Genomic DNA, 21,322 nt, shown 5'->3' with positions numbered 1-21,322 from the left:
TATCTTTGTTGCTAAATTCTGCTCAGTTCTCACGCTTAGTATGCTGTGATTTATAAAGCTGTGTGAAGTGAACTATGGCAAAACTGGTTTAAGAAAAATTGTATTTTTAGTTAATGTAATATACGAAATAGATAGTAATATGCTGAATCAGTATAAAATACTAAAATCATCAGGAAATTTTTCTAACAAAATTATTAAGTAGGATGATTGGATTCTGATCTTGAATCTCAAAAGTCAATTTTTACTGTTAGATTATGGAAAATTAGATAGAAGTAGAGAAATTTGAAGAAATTATTTGCCCATTGAAAATGATAATTACATTGTTATATTGGTAAGGGCTATGGTATGTGAGAGGGGCTTATTAATTAAGATTAGATTTCTCTAAGGAGGCCAAGACAAATTTTAAATAAAGCTTTAAGCTATAATAAAGCAGCTGATGAGGTTTTAGGAAATACATTTGATAGAACAATCGAATGATTATCGCAGAGTTAAAAAATCGAAAGATTTAGAATTTTAGTGTGTCTGCCTGTGGGTTTTAAGGTTATCTGTCCAACAGGCAAGCTATTCAATCCGAGCGATAGCTATAATAGAACTTAATTCTGCTATGATATGGTACATATCATTGCTGTATTATAACTTTTTGGTTAATCGTTCTGGCAAGTTTTGTTAACAGCAACAATACTTTGGAAAATATGCTGTCCGTCTATAAGGCATTGACTACCAGCCTGAATTAGCCAGATTAATGAAAAATAAAGCGGTAACAAGGGGGTAAAATGACGACATATAATTTACTGCAAACGGAACATGCCAGACCAATTAAGATGTGGACCCAAGGGGTGCCGGTAGATGAGAAAGCCAAAGCGCAACTGATTAAAACTGCTCAATTACCGTTTATTTTCCAGCACATTGCGGTTATGCCAGATGTGCATGTGGGGAAAGGTTCTACTATTGGCAGTGTTATACCTACATCTGGTGCAATAATTCCGGCCGCTGTGGGCGTGGATATTGGTTGTGGCATGATGGCGGTGCAGACTTCACTGATGGCGGCTGATTTACCGGATAATCTGCAAGGGTTACGGCGGGAGATCGAAAAAGCGGTACCATACGGGCTGTCGCCCAGACATCGGGGTCGCGATCAGGGCAGCTGGCAGAGTCCGCCCTCAGTGGTTGACCAGTACTGGCAGCAACTGCTGCCGGGATTTGAACAGCTCACCGCCAAATATCCGCGATTTCTCAATACTAATAACTACCACCATCTGGGTACGCTTGGCACTGGCAATCATTTTATTGAAATCTGCCTGGATGAGGCTGAGCGGGTGTGGATAATGTTGCATAGTGGTTCACGCGGTATTGGCAATGCCATTGGTACTTTTTTTATTGAACTGGCGAAAAAGGATATGCAGGTGCATATTCAGAATCTGCCTGATGAAAATCTGGCTTATTTGCGTGAAGGCACTGAACATTTTGAGGATTATGTTTCAGCCGTACACTGGGCACAGGAATTTGCGCGCTTAAACCGTGAAACGATGATGCACAATGTGATTATGGCGTTGCGTCAGGTAATCAGCAAACCCTTTAATACTCATCTGGCCGCAGTAAACTGTCATCATAATTATGTGCAGAAAGAGCAGCATTTTGGTGCTGAAGTTTATATTACCCGTAAGGGTGCGGTTTCAGCCCGTGCAGGGGAACTGGGCATTATTCCCGGTTCAATGGGTGCGCAGAGTTATATTGTCAAAGGTTTAGGTAATGCAGACAGTTTCTGCTCCTGCTCGCATGGTGCCGGAAGAGTGATGAGCCGTACCGAAGCCAAAAAACGATTCAGTATTGCTGACCAGATTCAGGCTACTGCTCATGTGGAGTGCCGCAAGGATGCCAATGTGATTGATGAAATTCCGATGGCCTACAAGGATATTGATGCTGTGATGACGGCACAGAATGAGTTGGTAGAAATTGTGCATCGCTTACGGCAGGTGGTATGTGTGAAAGGCTGAAGTAATGTTATGCAGCCAGAATGTATCTGGTGGGTGCTGTATTGTAATTAATATTGCTGTGATTGTGGCTGTTTACCGCTGAGAATGTTTGGTCTCTTGCATGCACGTTGTATAATTGTGTTTTACAATAATCTGTGATGGGTTGTTTATGAGCGAACCACATAGTGATGCTATTTTGGATGTTACCGGTCTGAATTGCCCGATGCCGATTCTGCGTGCCAAAAAAGCGCTGGCGGCACTGGATGGTGGGCAGGTATTACAGGTATTGGCAACGGATAAAAGTGCGCCAGATGATTTTGCTGCTTTTTGCCGCCAGACAGGACATGAATTGTTGCATCAGCAAAATAGGGATGACGGTGTAATGATCATGTGGATAAAACACCGTTAGAATCAGTCTGGCTATGATTTAATACCCTTATTTTCGGCATTTTTTAGGGTTATGCCAGTACCGGATGCCGGAGCAGCGGCAGAGTAGTACATTAATCAATTGTCTTTTTGAGCAGTGTAACAGCCTGTTAATGAAACGGATGCAGATGCAGACTCTCACCATAACCCGACCCGATGACTGGCATCTTCATGTACGTGATGGTGCAGCTTTAAAAGCAGTGGTGCCATTCAGTGCACGTCAGATGGGGCGCGCTGTGATTATGCCTAATCTGAAACCACCGGTAACCACAGTTGCGGCAGCTATGGCTTATCGTGAGCGTATTCTGGCCGCAGTGCCGGCTGATAGCCATTTTCAGCCACTGATGACCCTATACCTGACCAACCAGACTACGCCGACACTTATCCGCGCAGCCAAAGCTGCCGGTATCATTGCGTGCAAGCTGTATCCGGCTGGTGCTACCACCAATTCTGCTGCTGGTGTCAATGATTTATGGGCTTTATTACCCGTACTGGAAACTATGGCCGAAGTAGGCTTGCCACTACTGATTCATGGGGAAGTAACCAAAAGCGAAATCGATATTTTTGACCGTGAGGCTGTATTTATTGATGAGCTGTTACAACCACTACTACAGCGTTTGCCCAGCCTGAAGCTGGTACTTGAGCATATTACCACCGCAGAAGCAGCACAGCTGGTAGCTGAAGCGGGTGATAATGTGGCAGCCACGGTAACACCACAACACTTACTTTATAACCGCAATGCCTTGCTGGCGGGCGGAATACAACCACATCATTATTGCCTGCCGGTATTGAAGCGTGAAACCCATCGACAGGCATTATTACAGGCTGTCTGTGGTGCACAGGCACATAAATTTTTTCTGGGCACGGATAGTGCTCCTCATGCACAGGCCAGTAAAGAATGTACTTGTGGCTGTGCGGGCATCTTTAGTGCTTTTGCGGCTATTGAGTTGTATGCTGAGGCATTCGAAGAGGTCGCAGCACTGGATAAATTACAGGCTTTCGCCGCTGAAAACGGCCCACGTTTTTATGGTCTGGATCCGAATACGGATACAATCACACTGGTTAAATGTACTCAAACTGTCCCGCCACACTTTCCATATGGTCAGGAGCGCCTGATTCCGCTGCGTGCAAATGGAACCATTGGCTGGACAGTAGTGGAATAATTCAGACGATGCAGGATTTACATACAAAAATGATTCAGTTGCCGCTACCGAGACATCAGACTGAAATTCGGGTGCGCGGCTTTCATCTGGATGTATACCGGCATGTTAACAATGCGCGTTATCTTGAATTTCTGGAAGAAGCACGTTGGCACTATTTTGATGAAGCTGGTTTAACGCCGTTATTGACTACTGCTGGCTGTGGTATGGCGGTGATTAATATTGATATCAGTTACCGGCGCAGTGCTGGTTTTGGTGATGATTTGCTGATTACTACAGCTTTTAGTAAAGTTCAAGCGCGTAAAGTGGAAGTTAGTCAGACTATCACACTGAAAAATACAGGCCAGACAGTGGTTCAGGCACAGGTTGTATTTGTGGCTTTTGATCTGGACAGTAATAGGGCTATTTCTTTTCCGGCTGTTATACAGCAGCGTCTTGCTGCTTTGTTGAAAAGTGAAGTAAGCGGAAAATAAAAGGCATAAGTATCTGTGGAGTGATCAGTTACAGAAATAGAGATTATGTCTAATTAGGGCATTAAGGAAAGATATATTTACCCTGAAAAATTGTTGCTAACGCAGCAACTTAAGTTTTGGATGGCAATGGTTTGGCATTAAACATCGCAGTAGATACTTGTGTTAAGACCTACTCATGAATCTGCTACCAATTGTAACGCTGAACTTGAACCTGATTGATATATTTCAAGCCAGTAAAAACCCTGCTTTAGGCAGGGTTTTACACATCAGGCTTTGCCATCTGCTTCCCGTAGCATGGCATAAATTTCGTCTTTCAGACGCAACTTCTCCCGTTTTAGCTCATCTAGATTATCCAGACCACTGGTAACAGGATTATTGGTCAGACCGGTAATTTTATCATCCAGCCGGTTGTGTTCTTCAAATAGGTTGGCAAAATGATTATTTTCCGCCTTCAATTTACTAATCAGCTCGCGATATTCTGGGAACATATAAAATCCTTTACAGTTTGGTTAAAATGATTTTTATTATTTTGCATTAATTATAGCTTAAGGTATATAAGATTGCGCTAATTATGGCGTAAAAAGTCACGATAACATGTTAAAATGTAACAATAATACATATGGGAGTTTACAATGTATAAACGGTTGATGGGCTGGCTAAGTGTATTTATTTTGGCCTTGAGCCTCAGTGGCTGCGGCTATAATACTATGCAATCGCAGGATGAAGCCGCTAATGCGGCCTGGTCGGAAGTTCTGAATCAGTACCAGCGTCGTGCTGATCTGGTGCCCAATCTGGTGAATACGGTGAAGGGCTATGCCAAGCATGAACAGCAGGTTCTAACTGATGTTACGAATGCTCGTTCACGTGTTGGCAGTCTGAATATGACTGGCAGCGATGCAGTTGATCCGGCAAAAATGCAGCAGTTCTCGCAAGCTCAGGGTAATCTGAGCAGTGCATTGAGCCGTTTACTGGTAGTAAGTGAAAATTATCCTGATTTGAAAGCCGACCAAAGTTTCCGCGATTTACAGGCGCAGCTGGAAGGTACGGAAAACCGCATTGCGCTGGCGCGTAACCGTTATATTCAGACGGTACAGGTTTATAACACTACGTTGCGCTCTTTCCCGAATAATCTCACCGCCAAAATTTTTGGTATGCATGTACGACCAAATTTTGTACCGGAAAATGAGGCCGCTGTGAAGCAGGCTCCGCATGTAGAATTCTAGTTTAGTTGCCTGCCTGATTGTTCATTTCAATCCTAAACAGCCAGTTTGTATAAACTGGCTGTTTCTCTGTCAAATCATTACAAAACCGGCTTTTCGGGTGCAGTAAAGCAGACTTATACCAGCTCGATAGCATTCAATCTTGCATATTCAGGCAAAATTTTGGTTGTTGCAGAATATAATTCAGTTGCGCTATTAGCTGTCTGGATATGGTGTCATTAATTTTCTGGCTATGCATATGGTGATGTATTTATAATGATGCCTGCCGGTTTGATAACAGCCAGTTGTTTAAATATTATTAATTGGGATGCTGTAGCTTAGTCTTAAAAGAAGTAATGGCGGCAGTATTAATGTCTAGATCATAATTAGTATTTGTGCCTATATTATTGTATTACCAAATAGTTTTTATCCAATAAAGCTGTTTAAAATTAAATTAAATTTTGTATTTTTCATTGTTTTGTTGCAAATACCGCTATTCTGTTTTTATGGCAAAATTGCTCTGATATTTAAGATATATTAGTTACCTGAGTATAAACCGGCCATGCATGAATGTAAGCAGAAAATTTGAATATTCAGTACGGTTTGCTGACTTCCTGTTTATCTTGTGCTATTGCTGTTTTAGTGGCCACAATATGGCACAATTATTTGTTACAGCTAGGAGCTGTCTAGCCGGTATGAACTCGGTACGTACAGCAACAAGGTGAAAATCATGAATATAATCCGTTTATCAGCCCGCAATTTATTGTTATTGCTTCTGGGTTGTTGCTTTGCCTTGCTGGCATCAGCTGCTGAAAATCTGGTACCAGTTCCGGCTTTGACTGCTCCGGTAATGGATACGGCTAATATGTTACAGCCAGACACCCGTGATGATTTAAACAAGCAATTGCGGGCATTCAGTCGCGAGCACGGCAGCCAGATTGTGGTATTAACTGTACCTACTATTGCACCGGAAACGCCATTTGATTACGCCACTCGAGTGATGAATGTCTGGAAACCCGGGCGTAAGGGAGTGGATGATGGAGTGTTGCTATTACTGGTGCGTGATGAGCACAAAATATTTCTGGCTCCAGGACGTGGGCTGGAGGGTGCCATTCCTGATATTTATGCTAAAAGAATATTGGATAATGTGTTGCAGCCACAATTGCGTGCAAATAATGCAGATGGTGGTGTGCGACAGGCAGTAGATATGCTGGAAAAACTGATTAAAGGTGAAAATCTACCAGCAGCACAGCAACCAGATCAGCAGCAAACAAACAGTTTTACCGCTATGTTAGTAGAAGCGATGTTTCTAATATTTATAGCAGGTGCATTTTTAAAGAATATATTTGGCAATACGCTGGGCAGTGCAATTGTAGCTTTTCTGGTGTTAACGCTAGGCTGGTACATTGGCTGGAATCTGTTTGTGGCGATAATTATTGCTATTTTGTCATTTATCGTGACCTTTATTTTTGCCGGTAATGTGTTTATCGGTGGCTACAATAGCAACAGAGACGATGATTTTTTTGGCGGAGGAGGCTCTGGTGGCGGCTTTAGTGGCGGAGGCGGTGGCTATGGTGGCGGTGGTGCTTCTGGTCGCTGGTAATTTTGGGGCATGTTGAAACAAAGCAGTATGAGGTACAAAGTATAGTTATTTATTTTGTTGCATGGATTATGTGATTTCTTTTCTGGTAGGCATACATGTCTAAAATCGGATTTGGTATTTGTTTTCTGGTGCTGTGGTATTTACCCAAGCGTTTTGGTGTTAGCGGCATGTTGCTTGATATTGTGCTGATAATACTGATTCTGTTTTATCTCTATGCAGTGCATATTGTTAATGATGGTGCTGAAGCGTCTATTGCCACAGACAGAAATCTGTATATTGCGGTGCTGTTTGAGGTGGCAGGGCAAGTTTGCGCTGCTAAGGGGCATGTTTCAGAGGCAGACCGGTCGCGTGTTTATGCAATGACTAAAGCATTGAAGCTGGATGCAGAAACGGAAGTGCTGACACGCTATGCTTTCAATACCGGACAAATGCAAAATTATCCGCTCAGAGCACGGCTTAGCCGGCTGTATGGTGCCTACAGTCATGATAAGCACGTTTTGATGCTGTTTTGTAAACATATACTCGAATTTGCGCTGATAGATGGCCGGCTGCATAACAATGAGCGGCACATTTTGAAAATTATGGCGGATGAATTCCATATTCCCTATGCGCAAATGCTGATTTTTGCCAGCCAGACAGTACATAAGCAGAATAATGAATACCACCACCATTACTGGCAGACAAATGAGCAATGGAAACAGCAGCAACGCCAACAGCGGCAGCGCCAACAGCGGCAGCGCCAACAGCAGCAACGCCAACAACAGCAACGCCAACAACAGCAGCAATACCGTCAACAATGGCAGAGTAACACACAGTCGCCACCAGTTGAAGAATCATATGAGGATGCTTATCAGGTACTGGGTATCTCGGCAAATGCCAGTGTGCAGGAAATCAAACAGGCATACCGCCGTCTGATGAATAAATATCATCCGGACAAGCTGGTCAAACAGAAATTATCGGCTGCTGAAACACAGCAAGCAACCGAGCATACTCAGCGTATACAGGCTGCATATGCCTGTATAAAAAAGTTGCGTGGATTTGTTTAGCTGCTTGGGAGCTACTTGATTGGTGCTAAGTTTAATATGCCATAGATAGTTTATAAGGATTTTTAAAGGATTATTCCTTTTCAGACAGGTAAATCTGATAAATACCTATACCTTTTGCATAAAATTCACTCTTTTCATTAATCTGCTCAGTACTAAAAATATTCAAAGCAGTCACAGACAAAACAGTGAAATCAGTCTTGTTGATTGGAAAAAACTGTATCTGTTTAAATATGAGTATAATTTTTATAGTGTTGATTTATAAAATCAAACTCCATACACTCTTAAATTAATCAGTAGTGCTACCAAATTGAATCAATATACAGGAAAGAATGGGCTGTATGAGTACAAATAAACTGAGTATGAGGTTGTGGCCACGGCTCTGGCGCCACTGGACACATCCACGCCAGCGGGTAAGTATGTATTTTCCGATACTGGCGCGGCAACAGCTTACTGAGCAGATTGCGCGCTCGGAACAACGCCATACCGGGCAACTGCGGTTTGTGATCGAATCCAGTCTTAACACAGCCTGTCTTTGCCATCATGTAACGGCACGCCAGCGTGCCCAGTACTGGTTCGGACAACTGGGGGTGTGGGATACGGCGGAAAAGAGTGGCATTCTGGTTTATGTGCTGTTTGCTGACCGCGCGGTGGAAATCATTGCAGACCGGGGTATTAATGCCTGTGTTGACATGACGCTGTGGCAACAGATATGCAATCACATCACACAAGCATTTCAGCAGCAGAATTATATGGCCGGTTTGAGTGGTGGACTGGATGAACTGACAGAATTACTGGCGCAGCATTTTCCACGTATACATGCGGGAGTTAATGAACTGGAAGATGAGGTGATTTTGAAATAATGCTGAAGGTATTATATGTCTGGTATTTTCTGATTCAGGTCTGGGTAAGATATAAAATAATATTTTCAGTCTTGTGATTAAACAGCAGAATGGAAATGATCAATATACATATTGATATTAATTATCAATATATTGTGATGAAATGATATAAAGAGTTTTTTTGAATAAATTTTGCTAAATATTATTAAAATACATATATATAGGGTTTACAATCTACCTGCGGCTTAAATGACAGACTTAAACAAAGAGAAAATATGCACTGGCCGTAAATAGCTTAGCTATTGTGCATTAGTATAAGCCAGAATAATTTGATACTGATTAGTAGGGTTATTCTGGCTTCAGTGTATGAGTCTGTGGAATAAGGCAGGGCAGGCTGCTGTTCGCTTGTTTATGTGTATGGGATGACAAATGCCAATATATGCTAGCTTAGCGCAGACGCCCGAGAATGATACTTGATGCTTTGATTAACAATATAATTTCATCGTCGCTATCCAACTGCATATTTTCTACGCTATTGCGGGTAACGCTAGCAGTCAGGCTAAGCGCTGCACCTAAGTCTACAGTAATAACACTATTAACTGCGCCGGTATCGATATGGCGTATTTTTCCGTTAAGCTGATTGCGTGCAGATATAAGTAAATTGGCATCAGGACGGGCAAGCATAATGGCTGATGCCTGAATCAGGGCAAGTGCGTCGATGCCAACAGCTAGTTCCATCTGTTCACAGCTGTGCCGGGTAAGCATTGCTACCAGTTCCTGCCCACTGCTTAAGCGCAGATGAACTTCATTATTTACTGCCCCGTCAACGATGCGACTTACAATTCCGGCCAGCTGATTATCGGCACTTAAATCCAGATTCATTTTCTGCCATAAACCATAGTGGTTATAGTCGGCATTGCTTTGCAGTTGCCGGAGTAACTGCTGGTGGCGTTGCTGCATGGTATGGTAATAATTTAAAAAAGCTTCACCAAAGGCGGTTAAAACGCTGTTGCCACCGCCCTGACCGCCAGTCTGGCGTAATACTAAAGGTTGCGGTGCGAGATTGTTCAGCGCGTCTATGGCATCCCATGCTGCTTTATAGCTCATGGGTACAGCTTTGGCTGCCTGAGTAATCGAACCAAAACGCTGAATATTTTCGAGTAGGGCGATCCTTTTGCTGTTACCAATTCGCTGGCCGTTAATGGTAGGAATCAGTTCGGTATCGAGATTGAATTCATTCATAATGGCTGCTATGGGGAGCTGAATATAAATGTCCATTATCCATGTGCCAGATTTGAGCGTCAAAAGCAGCAGCATCTTCAGGGTCATGCGTAATCAGTAGCATAGGTAAGTTTAGCTGGTATTGCCAATTGGCCAGTTCTGTACGCATTTGTGCGCGTAGCTGGGTATCGAGTGCGGAAAATGGCTCATCCAGCAGAATAGCACTTGGTCTTGCAATTAGTGCCCGAGCAAGTGCCACGCGCTGGCGCTGGCCACCAGACAGGTGTGCCGGATATTGTTCGGCTACAGCATTAAGCTGCATAGCTGTCAGCCAGTGTTCGACTTCTGGATCACGGCTGGATTTACGCGGATTAAATAAACCATGCTGAATACCACAGGCAATGTTCTGGCGCACATTCAAATGTGGAAAAAGAGCATAATCCTGAAAAACATAGGCCAGTTTGCGTTGCTGCGGGCTGAGATTGAGGTCTGGTGCCTGAAACAGCGGTACTCCGTTAACAATAATATGACCCTGTGTTGGAGTTAACAAGCCGGCAATGGCTTTCAACATCAGGCTTTTACCACTACCAGATGCGCCCATAATTACCGTACGTGGAGCCTGAGTGCACAGGCGAATATCCAGTGTAAACTGGCTGCCATCAGTACGCTGGAGGTTTTTTTGGAAATTAAAATCTAACATAAAACCACTGGCTGAATTAAAAACAAGCACAAACAAGGCAATGCAAAAGCAGTATCGTTATATTCCGGTACTGGCATTGGGTTATTTAAGATTGTGCATGGGTACTTTGCCGGATAAAATTTTGCTGGTAAACAGTAATATCAGAATACATACCACAGAAATTATCAGTACCAGTGTATTGGCCAGAAAGTCATCACCGGCCTGTACTGCTTCATATACGGCAATTGAAAGTGTTTGTGTTTGCCCGGGAATGCTGCCAGCCACCATCAGTGTAGCACCGAATTCGCCCATACTGCGGGCAAACGCCAGTAATACACCAGCCAGAATACCGCGCCATGCCAGAGGCAGGGTGATGCGCAGGAAAACACCGGCATTACTGATACCCAAAACACGGGCGGCCTGTTCCAGTTGTGGATCCAGACTCTCAAATGCAGCGCGCGCTGGTTTAAATACCAGCGGAAACGATACCACTGTGGCTGCTATTACAGCACCTTGCCAAGTAAAAATCAGATTAATGTTTAGATAATGCTGTAGCCATTGGCCAATAAAACCATTTTTACCAATCAGTACCAGCAGATAATAACCCAGTACCGTTGGCGGCATCACCATTGGCAGGGTGAGGACAGTATCAATCAGTTCCCGCCCCCATACAGCCTTGCGTGCGAGTATATAGCCAGTGCCAATACCGAGAACAAGATTGATAGCTGTTGCCCACAGGGCAATTTTTAGCGATAAGGCAAGGGCAATCCACGCCGCAGCCATTGCTTCTCCTTAAAATGAAAAATTCAGGCAATCAATGGTAATAACTACCAGTAGAAATTATGTTCAGCTGGCGCTCTGAAAACCGTAATTCTTAAGTATCTGCTGACCTTTTGCTGAGCGGATAAAGCCAATGAAACGATATGCCGCCGCTGGTTCCTTACTGGCTACGGTTTTAGCGATAGGATAGCTGACGGGTTTACGGGTGGGAATGGTAATGGCTACACTTACCTTATCCGGCATAATAGCGGCATCCGTACCAAAAACAAAACCAGCTTCCGCAGATTGGTTGGCCACATAATCCAGTGCTTGCCGTACATTATTTACATTAACGATTTTAGGCTGAACCTTATTCCATAGATGCGCCTGCTCCATTGCTGCCTGTGCATAGCGACCCGCTGGTGTGTAAGCCGGATTCCCCAGTGCAATATGCTTAATACCATTTTGTTGCAGATCTTTCAGACTACGTACAGTTACGCCACCTTTCTTGGGTGTAATCAGCACCAGCGTATTATTCACAAAATTAATTCTGTCTTTTGCCTGCACCAGATTTCTGGCTTGTGCCTGATCCATGGTCTGCTGGTCTGCCGACGCAAATACGTCTACCGGCGCACCATTTTGCATCTGCTGTAGCAGGGCTCCGGATGCACCAAAATTGAGCTTAACTTGGTCTTCCGGATATTGCCGCATGTATGCCTTGGCGATGTCTTGGAATGCATTATAAAGACTGGTTGCAGCAGACACAGAGATGCTGGCGGCAAAAGAAGAATTGCTGATAACGCATAGACCTATTGTGGTGATAATGGCATTCAAACGGGTATACATATGACTCATGTTTTATCCTTGGTTAAAATATATTGTTATCTTTGGTGAGGTTAAGCTGAGCTGATTATAAAAGAAAATTGTTTCGAAATATACCTTGCTATATAACGAAAGGCAATGAGGCCTGTATCTGAGCCTAATATGTGATTGTGAATAAAAATATTTATAAATCAGAATATATGCAAATATTTATTTGCAGATGAAATAATTTGTTGAATGACTAATATAAATTTCACCAGCAGGTTAAGCATATTATTTAATTAAAAAAAATTGTATGTATTAGATAAATCAAGGTTTTAAATGAAACTATATTTATTTATAAATATTAAAATTAGAGATAAAATTGTAATATAAAGAGTCCAAATAAAGTATTATAATGGAGTGTAATGTTAGCATTAATAAAATTACTAGCATATTTAGTAAACTGTAAGAGATTAAATTCTCTGCAATAAATAAAAATAATTTCATTAGGAACCATCAAACATGAACCTGACAAGACGCCAGTTTTTCAAGGTTACCGCAGCTGGTGCCGGCGCGACAGGATTAGCAGTCATGGGCATGGCACCAGCCACTGCTTTTGCTGAAGTCCGCCAGTACAAATTATTACGGGCAACTGAAACACGCAATAATTGCACATATTGTTCAGTGGGTTGTGGTACGTTGTTGTACAGCCTCGGTGACGGCGCGAAAAATGCCAAAAAGAAAATCTTTCATATTGAAGGAGATCCGGATCATCCGGTTAGCCGCGGCAGCCTTTGTCCCAAAGGCGCTTCTCTGATTGACTTTGTGAACAGCCCGAACCGGGTGCTGCATCCGCAGGTGCGTGAAGCAGGCAGCAGTGAATGGAAAGACATTAGCTGGGATGAGGCTCTGGATCGCATTGCCCGTCTGATTAAAGACGAACGGGATGCCAACCTGATTGAAAAAAATGCAGATGGTGTTACCGTAAATCGGCTGGAAAGTCTGGGGATGCTGTGTGCTTCTGCCAGCTCCAATGAAACTGGTATTCTGACGCAGAAATTCATGCGTTCGCTCGGGCTGGTAGGCACCGATTCGCAGGCACGAGTTTGTCATGGTCCAACAGTATCGGCGCTGGCTGCAACATTCGGCCGTGGTGCCATGACCAACACTTGGACGGATATTCAGAATGCAGATTTTATTCTGGTCATGGGCGGTAATGCCGCCGAAGCGCATCCGGTTGGTTTTAAATGGGTTATTGAAGCCAAAAAACAGAAGGGCACCAAGCTGATTGTGTGTGACCCGCGTTTTAACCGTACTGCCTCCGTGGCCGACCATTATCTGCCGATTCGTTCCGGTACAGATATTGCTTTTCTTGGTGCGGTAATTAACTGGCTGATTAAGAACAATAAAGTTCAATGGGATTATGTTAAAAACTATACCAATGCTGCTTTTATTGTAGCCGAGGGTTATGGATTTCATGAAGGTCTGTTTTCAGGGCATGCTGATTACACCACTAAAGACGGCAGCATGGCTCCGGAAGCCGCGCCAAAAGGTGCTAAAGGTGGTGCTGTCTACAATAATGCCAGCTGGACATATGAGCTGGATGAAAACGGCTATGCCAAAGTAGATCCGACTCTGGAAGATCCGCGTTGTGTCTGGCAGGTAATGAAACGACATTATGCTCAGTACACACCGGAAATGATGCATAAAATTACCGGCACACCGATTAAGGACTTTCTGCTGGTATGTGAGGCACTGGGAGCTACTTCAGCAAAAAACAAAGCTGGCACGATTCTGTATGCACTTGGCTGGACACAGCATACCTATGGTTCGCAAAATATCCGTACCATGGCGATGATACAGCTGATTCTTGGCAATATCGGCATGGCCGGAGGTGGTGTCAATGCTCTGCGTGGCCATTCCAATATTCAGGGGCTGTCTGATCTGGGATTGCTTTCCACCAGCTTACCGGGCTATCTGAGCCTGCCCAATGAAAAGAAAAATCCTACTTTTGCCGATTATTTAAACGTACAGACGCCGGCTGCCTTGCGCCCGGGACAGCTTAATTACTGGAACAATACGCCCAAATTTATGGTAAGCCTGCTCAAATGGTTCTTTGGTGATAACGCTACCAAAGAAAATGATTGGGGCTATGATTGGCTGCCAAAGTGGGACAAAATGTACGATGTGCTGCAAATGGCAGAAATGATGTATCAGGGACAGATGCATGGTCTGCTGGTACAGGGCTTTAATGCAATGGGTTCTTTCCCTGATTCTAATCGTATTGTTGAAGCATTCTCACGCCTCAAGTGGATGGTAGTGATGGATCCGCTGAATACAGAAACAGCTACTTTCTGGGAAAATCATGGTGATGCGCATAATGTAGACCCATCTGCTATCCAAACTACTGTATTCCGTCTGCCAGTGCCCTGTTTTGCGGAAGAAAACGGTTCTATTGTCAATTCTTCACGCTGGTTACAATGGCACTATGCCGGCGCCGAAGCACCAGAAGAAGCTAAAGCCGACCTTGAGATTCTGGCTGAGCTGCATTTGCGTATCAAGGCATTGTATGAAAAAGAGGGCGGTAAAGCACCCGAACCGATTCTTAATCTGAGCTGGCCGTATAAAGTACCGCATTCACCTACACCGGAAGAAATGGCACAGGAGTCCAATGGCTGGGCTTTGGCAGATATCAAGGACGAACAGGGCAATATTATCGTGCCCAAAGGCGGACAACTGGATGGCTTTGCTCAGTTACGCGATGATGGTACTACTGCCTGTGCCTGCTGGATTTTTGCTGGTTCATGGACTAAAAACGGCAATCAGATGGCACGGCGCGATAACAGCAATGCCGGACTGGGCAATACCCCGGGTTGGGCATGGTCATGGCCAGCAAATCGCCGCATTCTCTATAACCGAGCTTCTTGCGACCCGGCAGGTAAAGCCTGGGATCCGGAACGGATACTGATTCACTGGGATGGCCGTAAATGGATTGGCGCTGATGTTGCCGACTATAAGGCCGATCAGGCACCTGACACCAATATGAATCCGTTTATCATGAACGAGGAGGGCGTTGGTCGTCTGTTCTGTACTAAAAAACTGGTGGATGGTCCATTCCCGACATTTTATGAACCGACAGAATCTCCGGTGGGTAAAAATCTGCTCTACCCGAAAGTGCTGAATACACCCGCAGTGCGTCTGTTTGACAGTGTTAAAGAACGCATCGGTGATAAAAATGAATTTCCTTGCGTCGGCACCACCTATCGCCTGACTGAGCATTTCCAGTTCTGGACTAAATCAGTGAAATTACTGATGATTGCCCAGCCGGAACAATTTGTTGAAATCAGCGAGGAGCTGGCTGCACAAAAAAATATTGCCAAAGGCGATACCGTTAAAATCAGTACCAAGCGCGGCTGGGTGGAAGCCAAAGCCGTAGTCACTAAACGTCTGCGTCCTTTGGATATCAACGGCCAGACAGTACATCAGATTGGTATTCCCCTGCATGGTGGCTGGGTAAATGTTGGCGAGAAAAAACAATTTCTCATCAATACACTCACACCATTTGTTGGTGACTGCAATACGCAGACACCAGAATACAAAACCTTTTTGTGTAATATCGAAAAAGCGTGAGGGGAATAAATTATGGCTTTACAATCTTTAGATATCAAACGTCGTTCCGCCACTAATCAGCTCACGCCGCTGCCACAGGCACGCAAGCCGATTGAAATTGCCAAACTGATTGACGTTTCTACCTGTATAGGCTGCAAGGCTTGTCAGGCTGCGTGTTCTGAATGGAATGATATTCGTGACGAAGTCGGTACCAATCATGGCGTATACGATAACCCGATTGACCTGAGTGCTGATAGCTGGACAGTCATGCGCTTTTCCGAGACCGAAGAATACGGCAAACTGGAGTGGCTGATTCGCAAGGATGGCTGTATGCACTGTGCCGATCCTGGCTGTCTGAAAGCCTGTCCATCACCGGGAGCAATTATCCAATATGAAAACGGTATTGTTGATTTCCATCAGGAAAATTGCATTGGTTGCGGCTACTGTGTTTCTGGCTGCCCGTTCAATATCCCGCGCATCTCGAAAAAAGACAACCGTGCCTATAAATGTACCTTATGCTCCGACCGCGTCGCTGTCGGGCAGGAACCGGCCTGTGTGAAAACTTGTCCTACCGGTGCTATCCACTTTGGCAGCAAGGAAGACATGAAAAGTCTGGCGGGTGAACGCATTAAGGATTTGAAACAGCGTGGCTTTGAACAAGCAGGGCTGTACGACCCGCAGGGGGTAGGGGGAACCCATGTCATGTATGTATTACATCATGCCGACAAACCCAGCTTGTACCACGGCTTACCAGATAATCCGCGTATCAGCACCACTGTCAAACTGTGGAAAAGTATGCTCAAACCAATAGCTGCTTTTGGTATTGCTACTGCTGCTTTTGCAGGCTGGCTGCACTACATTACCATTGGCCCGAATCGCCCCGATGATGACGAAGAACAGGTTCTTAATCGCGACGGTGAAATCCTTAAGGACAAAGGGGACGCATAATGAAAAAATTGTTACTTCAGCGCTATAAAAAATCCGAACGTTTTAATCACTGGGTAGTGGCAGGCTGTTTTGTACTGCTGGCCATTTCAGGACTGGGATTTTTCTATCCGTCTTTCTTCTGGTTAACCGAAGTGTTCGGTTCTCCGCAACTGGCGCGTATACTGCACCCGTTTATCGGTGTCGTGATGTTCCTAGGCTTTTTTATCCAGTTTTTCCGCTACGTTAAATTTAACTTTTTTGAACGTGATGACCTAAAATGGCTATTAGGCATCAGGCATATACTGGTGGGCAGAGAAATTGGCGATACCGGCAAATACAATGCTGGTCAGAAAATCATGTTCTGGGTGATGACGATCAGCATGGCGTTGTTATTACTCAGCGGCCTGATAGCATGGCGGCAATATTTCTCCGGTTATTTCCCTATCTGGGTAGTGCGTATTGCCTTGCTGGTACATTCTGCTTCTGCTATTCTGCTGATTGTTGGCATCATCATTCATGTTTATGCCGCATTGTGGATTAAAGGTACCATTCCGGCTATGGTAGAAGGGGTAGTCACTCAGGAATGGGCGAAAAAACACCATCCGCGCTGGTATCGGGAAATGATGGCCAAAAAAGAAGCCAGAACTCAACAGAATTCTGGTTCACAGACCAACGAGTAATCCTGCCGGTAATATCTGGTAATCCTGTCTGTATGGCTATTGTCGCCATACAGACAGTAAAACTAATATCTTTCTTTTAGTCCTGATTTCTGTTCAGGATTGTCTATCCCCCCGTTACTGCCTGTATACAGGCAAAGAAATCTCATGAATCATACACCCGCACAAAGCCGTACAGTCTGGGTGGCACAAGCCGGACAGTGCAGCAGTACCAGTGACAATATCAGTGCCGAAATCCCAGTAGCTCTCGTTTATAATGGTATATCCCATGTTGTACTCATGGCTACCCCTGCAAATATTACCGAACTGGCGCTGGGTTTTAGCCTGAGTGAGGGTATTATTGAAAATGCAGAGCAGATTTATGCCATTGAAGTCAGTGAACATCAGCATGGCATTATGGTTGAGATTGAACTGGCCAGCGCTGCTTTCAGCCGTCTTAAAAGCCGTCGTCGCCAGATGAGCGGGCGCACCGGCTGCGGTTTGTGTGGCATTGATAGTCTGGCAGCAGTACAACCAGAATTAAAACCAGTATTACGTACAGATCATATAAATTTTAGTATAATCGGGCAAGTTTTGACTGATTTTAACCAATGTCAGCAGTTGCGGGCGCAAACCGGTTCCGTTCACGGTGTGGTGTGGGCAGACATGTTTGGCAGGATTGTAACCGTACGTGAAGACATCGGCCGGCACAATGCTTTAGACAAACTTATTGGCTGGGGATTGCGTACAAAAGTGGATTGGAAGCAGGGTTTTGTGGTATTGTCCAGTCGCGCTAGTTTTGAAATGGTAATGAAATCAGCAATAACCGGTATTGGGTGTATCGTGGCCGTATCTGCGCCTACCACCTATGCCATTGATTTAGCTCACAAGGCTAATATCACGCTGGTGGGTTTTGCGCGCTATAATCGCCAAGTAATTTATACCCATCCTCAATATTTTCATCCTTAACGCATATATAAAACAAGAAATAGTAGGGTATACTCTATATGTTTTTGTTTTGCTTGTTAGCTTGAATAAGAACTAAATTACCAATTAAAGTAAGGACGACTATGTTATCGATAATCAAACGATATAGCCGTAATTTGGCCTGGCAAATTCTCTTTGCATTGATCATGGGTGTAGTAGTAGGATTGTATCTGCATACCTTTGCAGATCCGTCACATCCGTACTACAAAACCTATCAATCATGGGTAGTTAATGTATTACAGCCAATGGGCGATATTTTTATCCGCCTGATTAAAATGATAGTACTGCCTATTATCCTCAGTACCCTGACACTGGGGATTGCTGGGCTGGGCAATTCCAAAAGTCTGGGCAGACTGGGTGGTAAAACCATTCTGTACTTTGAGATTATTACTACCGTTGCCATAGGTGTGGGTCTGCTCTTTGGTAACCTGTTCCATCCCGGTAGCGGTATTGATATTTCCAATCTGCAACACAGCAGCGTTGCCCAGTATGTACAGAAAAGCGAGACACTGGCCGAGAAACCGCATGGTCTGGTTGTGATGATTCTGGATATGATTCCACATAACATCTTTGACTCTCTCAGCTCAGGTGAAATCCTGCCGGTAATCTTTTTCTGTGTATTCTTTGGTCTGGGTTTAACCAAACTGCCTGATAACCAGCGCCTGTTCTTTTCAGATTTTCTGAAAGTCATCTCCGATGTGATGTTTAAAATCACCAATATGATTATGCGCTATGCGCCGATTGGGGTGTTTGGCCTGATGACCGTAACCATCAGCAAATTTGGTTTTGGCTCACTGATTCCGCTGATGAAACTCATACTCATCGTTTATCTGGCGATGGTGGTGTTTACGCTGGTGATTCTGGGTGGCGTGGCCTATATCTGCCGCTTCAACATTTTTACCATCATCAAGATTCTCAAAGACGAGCTGATTGTTGCTTTCTCAACTTCCAGTTCTGAAACCGCACTGCCAAAAATGATTGAGAAAATGGAAGCATATGGTGCGCCGAAATCCATTACCAGCTTTGTGATTCCTACCGGCTACTCATTCAATCTGGATGGTTCTACTCTGTATCAGAGTATTGCCGTTATCTTTCTGGCACAGCTATACGGTATTCCCTTGTCTGTTACAGATCAGGTAATGATTGTAATTACCCTGATGGTGGCTTCCAAAGGTATTGCCGGCGTGCCCGGAGTATCATTTCTGGTATTGTCTGCTACATTGGCTACCACATCCATCCCGCTGGAAGGCTTGGGCTTTATTCTAGGTATCGACCGTATTCTGGATATGGGACGTACCGTAGTGAATGTAATCGGTAATGCACTGGCTTCACTGGTGATCTCACGCTGGGAACATGATTTTGACGATGAAAAAGCGCGAGAATACGAGAAATCCCTTGGTATCAAATAAATGATTGATACTGATAAAAAGGTTCAGAAAAATCTGAACCTTTTTTATTGCCCGCAGTTAACTTATTCGTTTGTATAAAGTGCTTGGCTGCAGATATCACCGTCATCTCTTGCAGCAGCACAGCAAAAATAACCGCCAGCAAATCCAGACAGAATGCATAATTTTAGTTAAACTCAGTTATTTTAATCATTGATAATGGTATCAGCACAATCGCATCATCATGAGTAACCACTATCAGATAGCATAGATACATGAAAACACAAGCAACACCAGAAGCCATACAGGCACAGGAATTTTTTCATATCCCATTCTGGCAGCAGCCTCAGACCGATATCTTCAGCCAGCGTGCATTGCGCCTGAGTGAACTGGCCGCAGAAGACAGCAGCGACTGGCAGCCATATTTACAGCTTCTTGCTGCTATATGTCATGCCCAGCAAACCTTGCTGGAGCGCTATGCACAAGCTGCATGGATGCTGCCGTCAGACGATACGGCTGAATTTCCGCTTACTCCGGCTTTATTAACAGCTAATCACGATTTAACCGGCCGTCTGTTTACCGATTTACATGCCTTACTGCAACAGCAATTAACACCAACAGCTACACAGGTATGGAAAGAAATATTGCAGCTAGGCAGCGAAGAACGCAGCCAGTTGTGCCAGCAAGCACTAAACCAACAGCTTGGCGTGGCACAGCAGGATTATCAGATTTGGGTAAACGCCGTACTACAAATAATCTATACCCATGCTGCGCTGAATTTAGCGGCTACAGCAGTCAAACCATTGCCTGAACCCGGATTCTGCCCATGTTGTGGTACTGATGCCGTAGGTGCGGTGATAATCGGGCATGGCGAACTTGAAGGTCTGCGCTATCTGTGCTGTGGTGTGTGTAACAGCCGCTGGCATAGCGTACGTGCGCGGTGCAGCTTCTGTGATAACAGCCGCGATTTAGGTGTACATCGCATCGAACAGGCTAGTGATGGCGCCTTGTCTGGTGCCGAAGCTGAATGCTGTCCGAGCTGCCATGCCTATCGCAAGCGCTTTCGTCTGGCCAAACAGCAGTATGCTGACCCGATTGCTGATGATTTAGCCTCTTTATCATTGGATATACTGCTAAGCGAAGACGGTTGGCATCGCGGTGGTGCCAATCCGTTTTTACTCATGGGTAAAGTACCCAGACATTAAAATTAACCGGAAGCTGTTTGGCTTAAAATAAAAATCAGGAGCTAAACAGCTTTAATGCATAAATAGCCTTGAGACTGAGTAAATGGGTAGCTGCAATGACAAGGCTGGAGAAATTTTTTTAGCGTAATCAAATCTTTTCCTATTATGCTCGGAATAAAAGTATTGTTAACAGTACCCATAGCAAACAAAAATATTATATCCCCTTGCAGATAAGGACAAATATCTGTTATCCCTGAATTGTGCTCAAAAGGAGTGTGTTACCGCAGTACAGATAAGATATGCTTATGCAGGAAACGCATATAATCAATTATTTATGATTAATGCCATATATCATTTCCACTACTATTTTCAGGAGGTAGATAAATCCTGTA

The 21,322-nt window shown here is 44.2% G+C and carries 19 protein-coding genes; 14 read left to right on the top strand and 5 right to left on the bottom strand.

Features of this window, described 5'->3' with window-relative positions:
- Positions 1 to 773 precede the first annotated feature (773 nt).
- The 4 genes from J6578_RS04705 (at position 774) to J6578_RS04690 (ending at position 4,032) form a co-directional block, all read left to right on the top strand.
- Positions 774 to 1,994: an RtcB family protein gene (locus tag J6578_RS04705; RefSeq protein ID WP_287954003.1), complete on the top strand. Its 1,221-nt coding sequence runs from the start codon at positions 774 to 776 to the stop codon at positions 1,992 to 1,994.
- Positions 1,995 to 2,142: 148 nt separating this feature from the next.
- The gene (locus J6578_RS04700) at positions 2,143 to 2,382 is read left to right on the top strand and encodes a sulfurtransferase TusA family protein (RefSeq protein ID WP_037406159.1); all 240 of its coding nucleotides are present in this window, start codon (positions 2,143 to 2,145) and stop codon (positions 2,380 to 2,382) included.
- A 145-nt stretch (positions 2,383 to 2,527) separates the two neighbouring features.
- Positions 2,528 to 3,562, top strand: coding sequence for a dihydroorotase (gene pyrC / locus J6578_RS04695; RefSeq protein ID WP_093091340.1), 1,035 nt, complete (start codon positions 2,528 to 2,530; stop codon positions 3,560 to 3,562).
- A gap of 8 nt (positions 3,563 to 3,570) precedes the next feature.
- Positions 3,571 to 4,032, top strand: coding sequence for an acyl-CoA thioesterase (locus tag J6578_RS04690; protein WP_287954002.1), 462 nt, complete (start codon positions 3,571 to 3,573; stop codon positions 4,030 to 4,032).
- 266 nt (positions 4,033 to 4,298) lie between these two features.
- On the opposite strand, the gene J6578_RS04685 is transcribed toward J6578_RS04690, so the two are convergent.
- On the bottom strand, positions 4,299 to 4,520 hold the full coding sequence (locus J6578_RS04685; RefSeq protein ID WP_037406160.1) for an HP1242/YdcH family protein: 222 nt from the start codon (positions 4,518 to 4,520) through the stop codon (positions 4,299 to 4,301).
- A 144-nt stretch (positions 4,521 to 4,664) separates the two neighbouring features.
- Between J6578_RS04685 and J6578_RS04680 the strand changes: the two genes are divergently transcribed.
- The 4 genes from J6578_RS04680 (at position 4,665) to J6578_RS04665 (ending at position 8,740) form a co-directional block, all read left to right on the top strand.
- The gene (locus J6578_RS04680) at positions 4,665 to 5,255 is read left to right on the top strand and encodes a LemA family protein (RefSeq protein WP_239427912.1); all 591 of its coding nucleotides are present in this window, start codon (positions 4,665 to 4,667) and stop codon (positions 5,253 to 5,255) included.
- Positions 5,256 to 5,961: 706 nt separating this feature from the next.
- The gene (locus tag J6578_RS04675; protein ID WP_287952398.1) at positions 5,962 to 6,834 is read left to right on the top strand and encodes a TPM domain-containing protein; all 873 of its coding nucleotides are present in this window, start codon (positions 5,962 to 5,964) and stop codon (positions 6,832 to 6,834) included.
- A 95-nt stretch (positions 6,835 to 6,929) separates the two neighbouring features.
- Entirely contained in the window at positions 6,930 to 7,880 is a 951-nt protein-coding gene (locus J6578_RS10370) for a DnaJ domain-containing protein (protein WP_287954001.1), read from the top strand.
- Between the two features lie 338 nt (positions 7,881 to 8,218).
- Positions 8,219 to 8,740 (top strand): TPM domain-containing protein, encoded by a 522-nt coding sequence (locus J6578_RS04665; RefSeq protein ID WP_239363221.1) that lies wholly within the window; start codon positions 8,219 to 8,221, stop codon positions 8,738 to 8,740.
- 426 nt (positions 8,741 to 9,166) lie between these two features.
- On the opposite strand, the gene J6578_RS04660 is transcribed toward J6578_RS04665, so the two are convergent.
- The 4 genes from J6578_RS04660 to modA form a co-directional block, all read right to left on the bottom strand.
- Entirely contained in the window at positions 9,167 to 9,961 is a 795-nt protein-coding gene (locus J6578_RS04660; RefSeq protein WP_239363204.1) for a TOBE domain-containing protein, read from the bottom strand.
- Positions 9,954 to 10,640, bottom strand: a complete 687-nt coding sequence (locus tag J6578_RS04655; RefSeq protein WP_093091123.1) for an ATP-binding cassette domain-containing protein — start codon at positions 10,638 to 10,640, stop codon at positions 9,954 to 9,956. Before J6578_RS04655 ends, J6578_RS04660 begins: the two co-directional genes overlap by 8 nt.
- 81 nt (positions 10,641 to 10,721) lie before the next feature.
- A complete protein-coding gene (gene modB / locus J6578_RS04650) occupies positions 10,722 to 11,402 on the bottom strand; it encodes a molybdate ABC transporter permease subunit (protein WP_287954000.1) in 681 nt (226 codons plus the stop codon).
- 63 nt (positions 11,403 to 11,465) lie between these two features.
- The gene (gene modA, locus J6578_RS04645; RefSeq protein ID WP_218060191.1) at positions 11,466 to 12,233 is read right to left on the bottom strand and encodes a molybdate ABC transporter substrate-binding protein; all 768 of its coding nucleotides are present in this window, start codon (positions 12,231 to 12,233) and stop codon (positions 11,466 to 11,468) included.
- Between the two features lie 471 nt (positions 12,234 to 12,704).
- On the opposite strand from modA, the gene fdnG reads away from it, so the two are divergent.
- From fdnG to J6578_RS04615, 6 genes are all read left to right on the top strand, one after another.
- The gene (gene fdnG / locus J6578_RS04640) at positions 12,705 to 15,812 is read left to right on the top strand and encodes a formate dehydrogenase-N subunit alpha (RefSeq protein WP_287953999.1); all 3,108 of its coding nucleotides are present in this window, start codon (positions 12,705 to 12,707) and stop codon (positions 15,810 to 15,812) included.
- Positions 15,813 to 15,824: 12 nt separating this feature from the next.
- On the top strand, positions 15,825 to 16,739 hold the full coding sequence (gene fdxH, locus J6578_RS04635; RefSeq protein WP_093091117.1) for a formate dehydrogenase subunit beta: 915 nt from the start codon (positions 15,825 to 15,827) through the stop codon (positions 16,737 to 16,739).
- Entirely contained in the window at positions 16,739 to 17,398 is a 660-nt protein-coding gene (locus tag J6578_RS04630; protein WP_037490658.1) for a formate dehydrogenase subunit gamma, read from the top strand. The genes fdxH and J6578_RS04630 overlap by 1 nt, the downstream gene beginning before the upstream one ends.
- A 144-nt stretch (positions 17,399 to 17,542) precedes the next feature.
- The gene (gene fdhD, locus J6578_RS04625; RefSeq protein ID WP_093091115.1) at positions 17,543 to 18,343 is read left to right on the top strand and encodes a formate dehydrogenase accessory sulfurtransferase FdhD; all 801 of its coding nucleotides are present in this window, start codon (positions 17,543 to 17,545) and stop codon (positions 18,341 to 18,343) included.
- A 101-nt stretch (positions 18,344 to 18,444) separates the two neighbouring features.
- The gene (locus J6578_RS04620) at positions 18,445 to 19,770 is read left to right on the top strand and encodes a cation:dicarboxylate symporter family transporter (RefSeq protein ID WP_093091113.1); all 1,326 of its coding nucleotides are present in this window, start codon (positions 18,445 to 18,447) and stop codon (positions 19,768 to 19,770) included.
- Positions 19,771 to 20,021: 251 nt separating this feature from the next.
- Entirely contained in the window at positions 20,022 to 20,951 is a 930-nt protein-coding gene (locus J6578_RS04615) for a formate dehydrogenase accessory protein FdhE (protein ID WP_287953998.1), read from the top strand.
- Positions 20,952 to 21,322: the final 371 nt, after the last annotated feature.

This window comes from Snodgrassella sp., from assembly GCF_024103505.1.
Lineage (GTDB): Bacteria > Pseudomonadota > Gammaproteobacteria > Burkholderiales > Neisseriaceae > Snodgrassella > Snodgrassella communis.
Note: the sequence above shows the minus strand (reverse complement) of the source record. Positions and strands in the feature narration are given on the sequence as shown.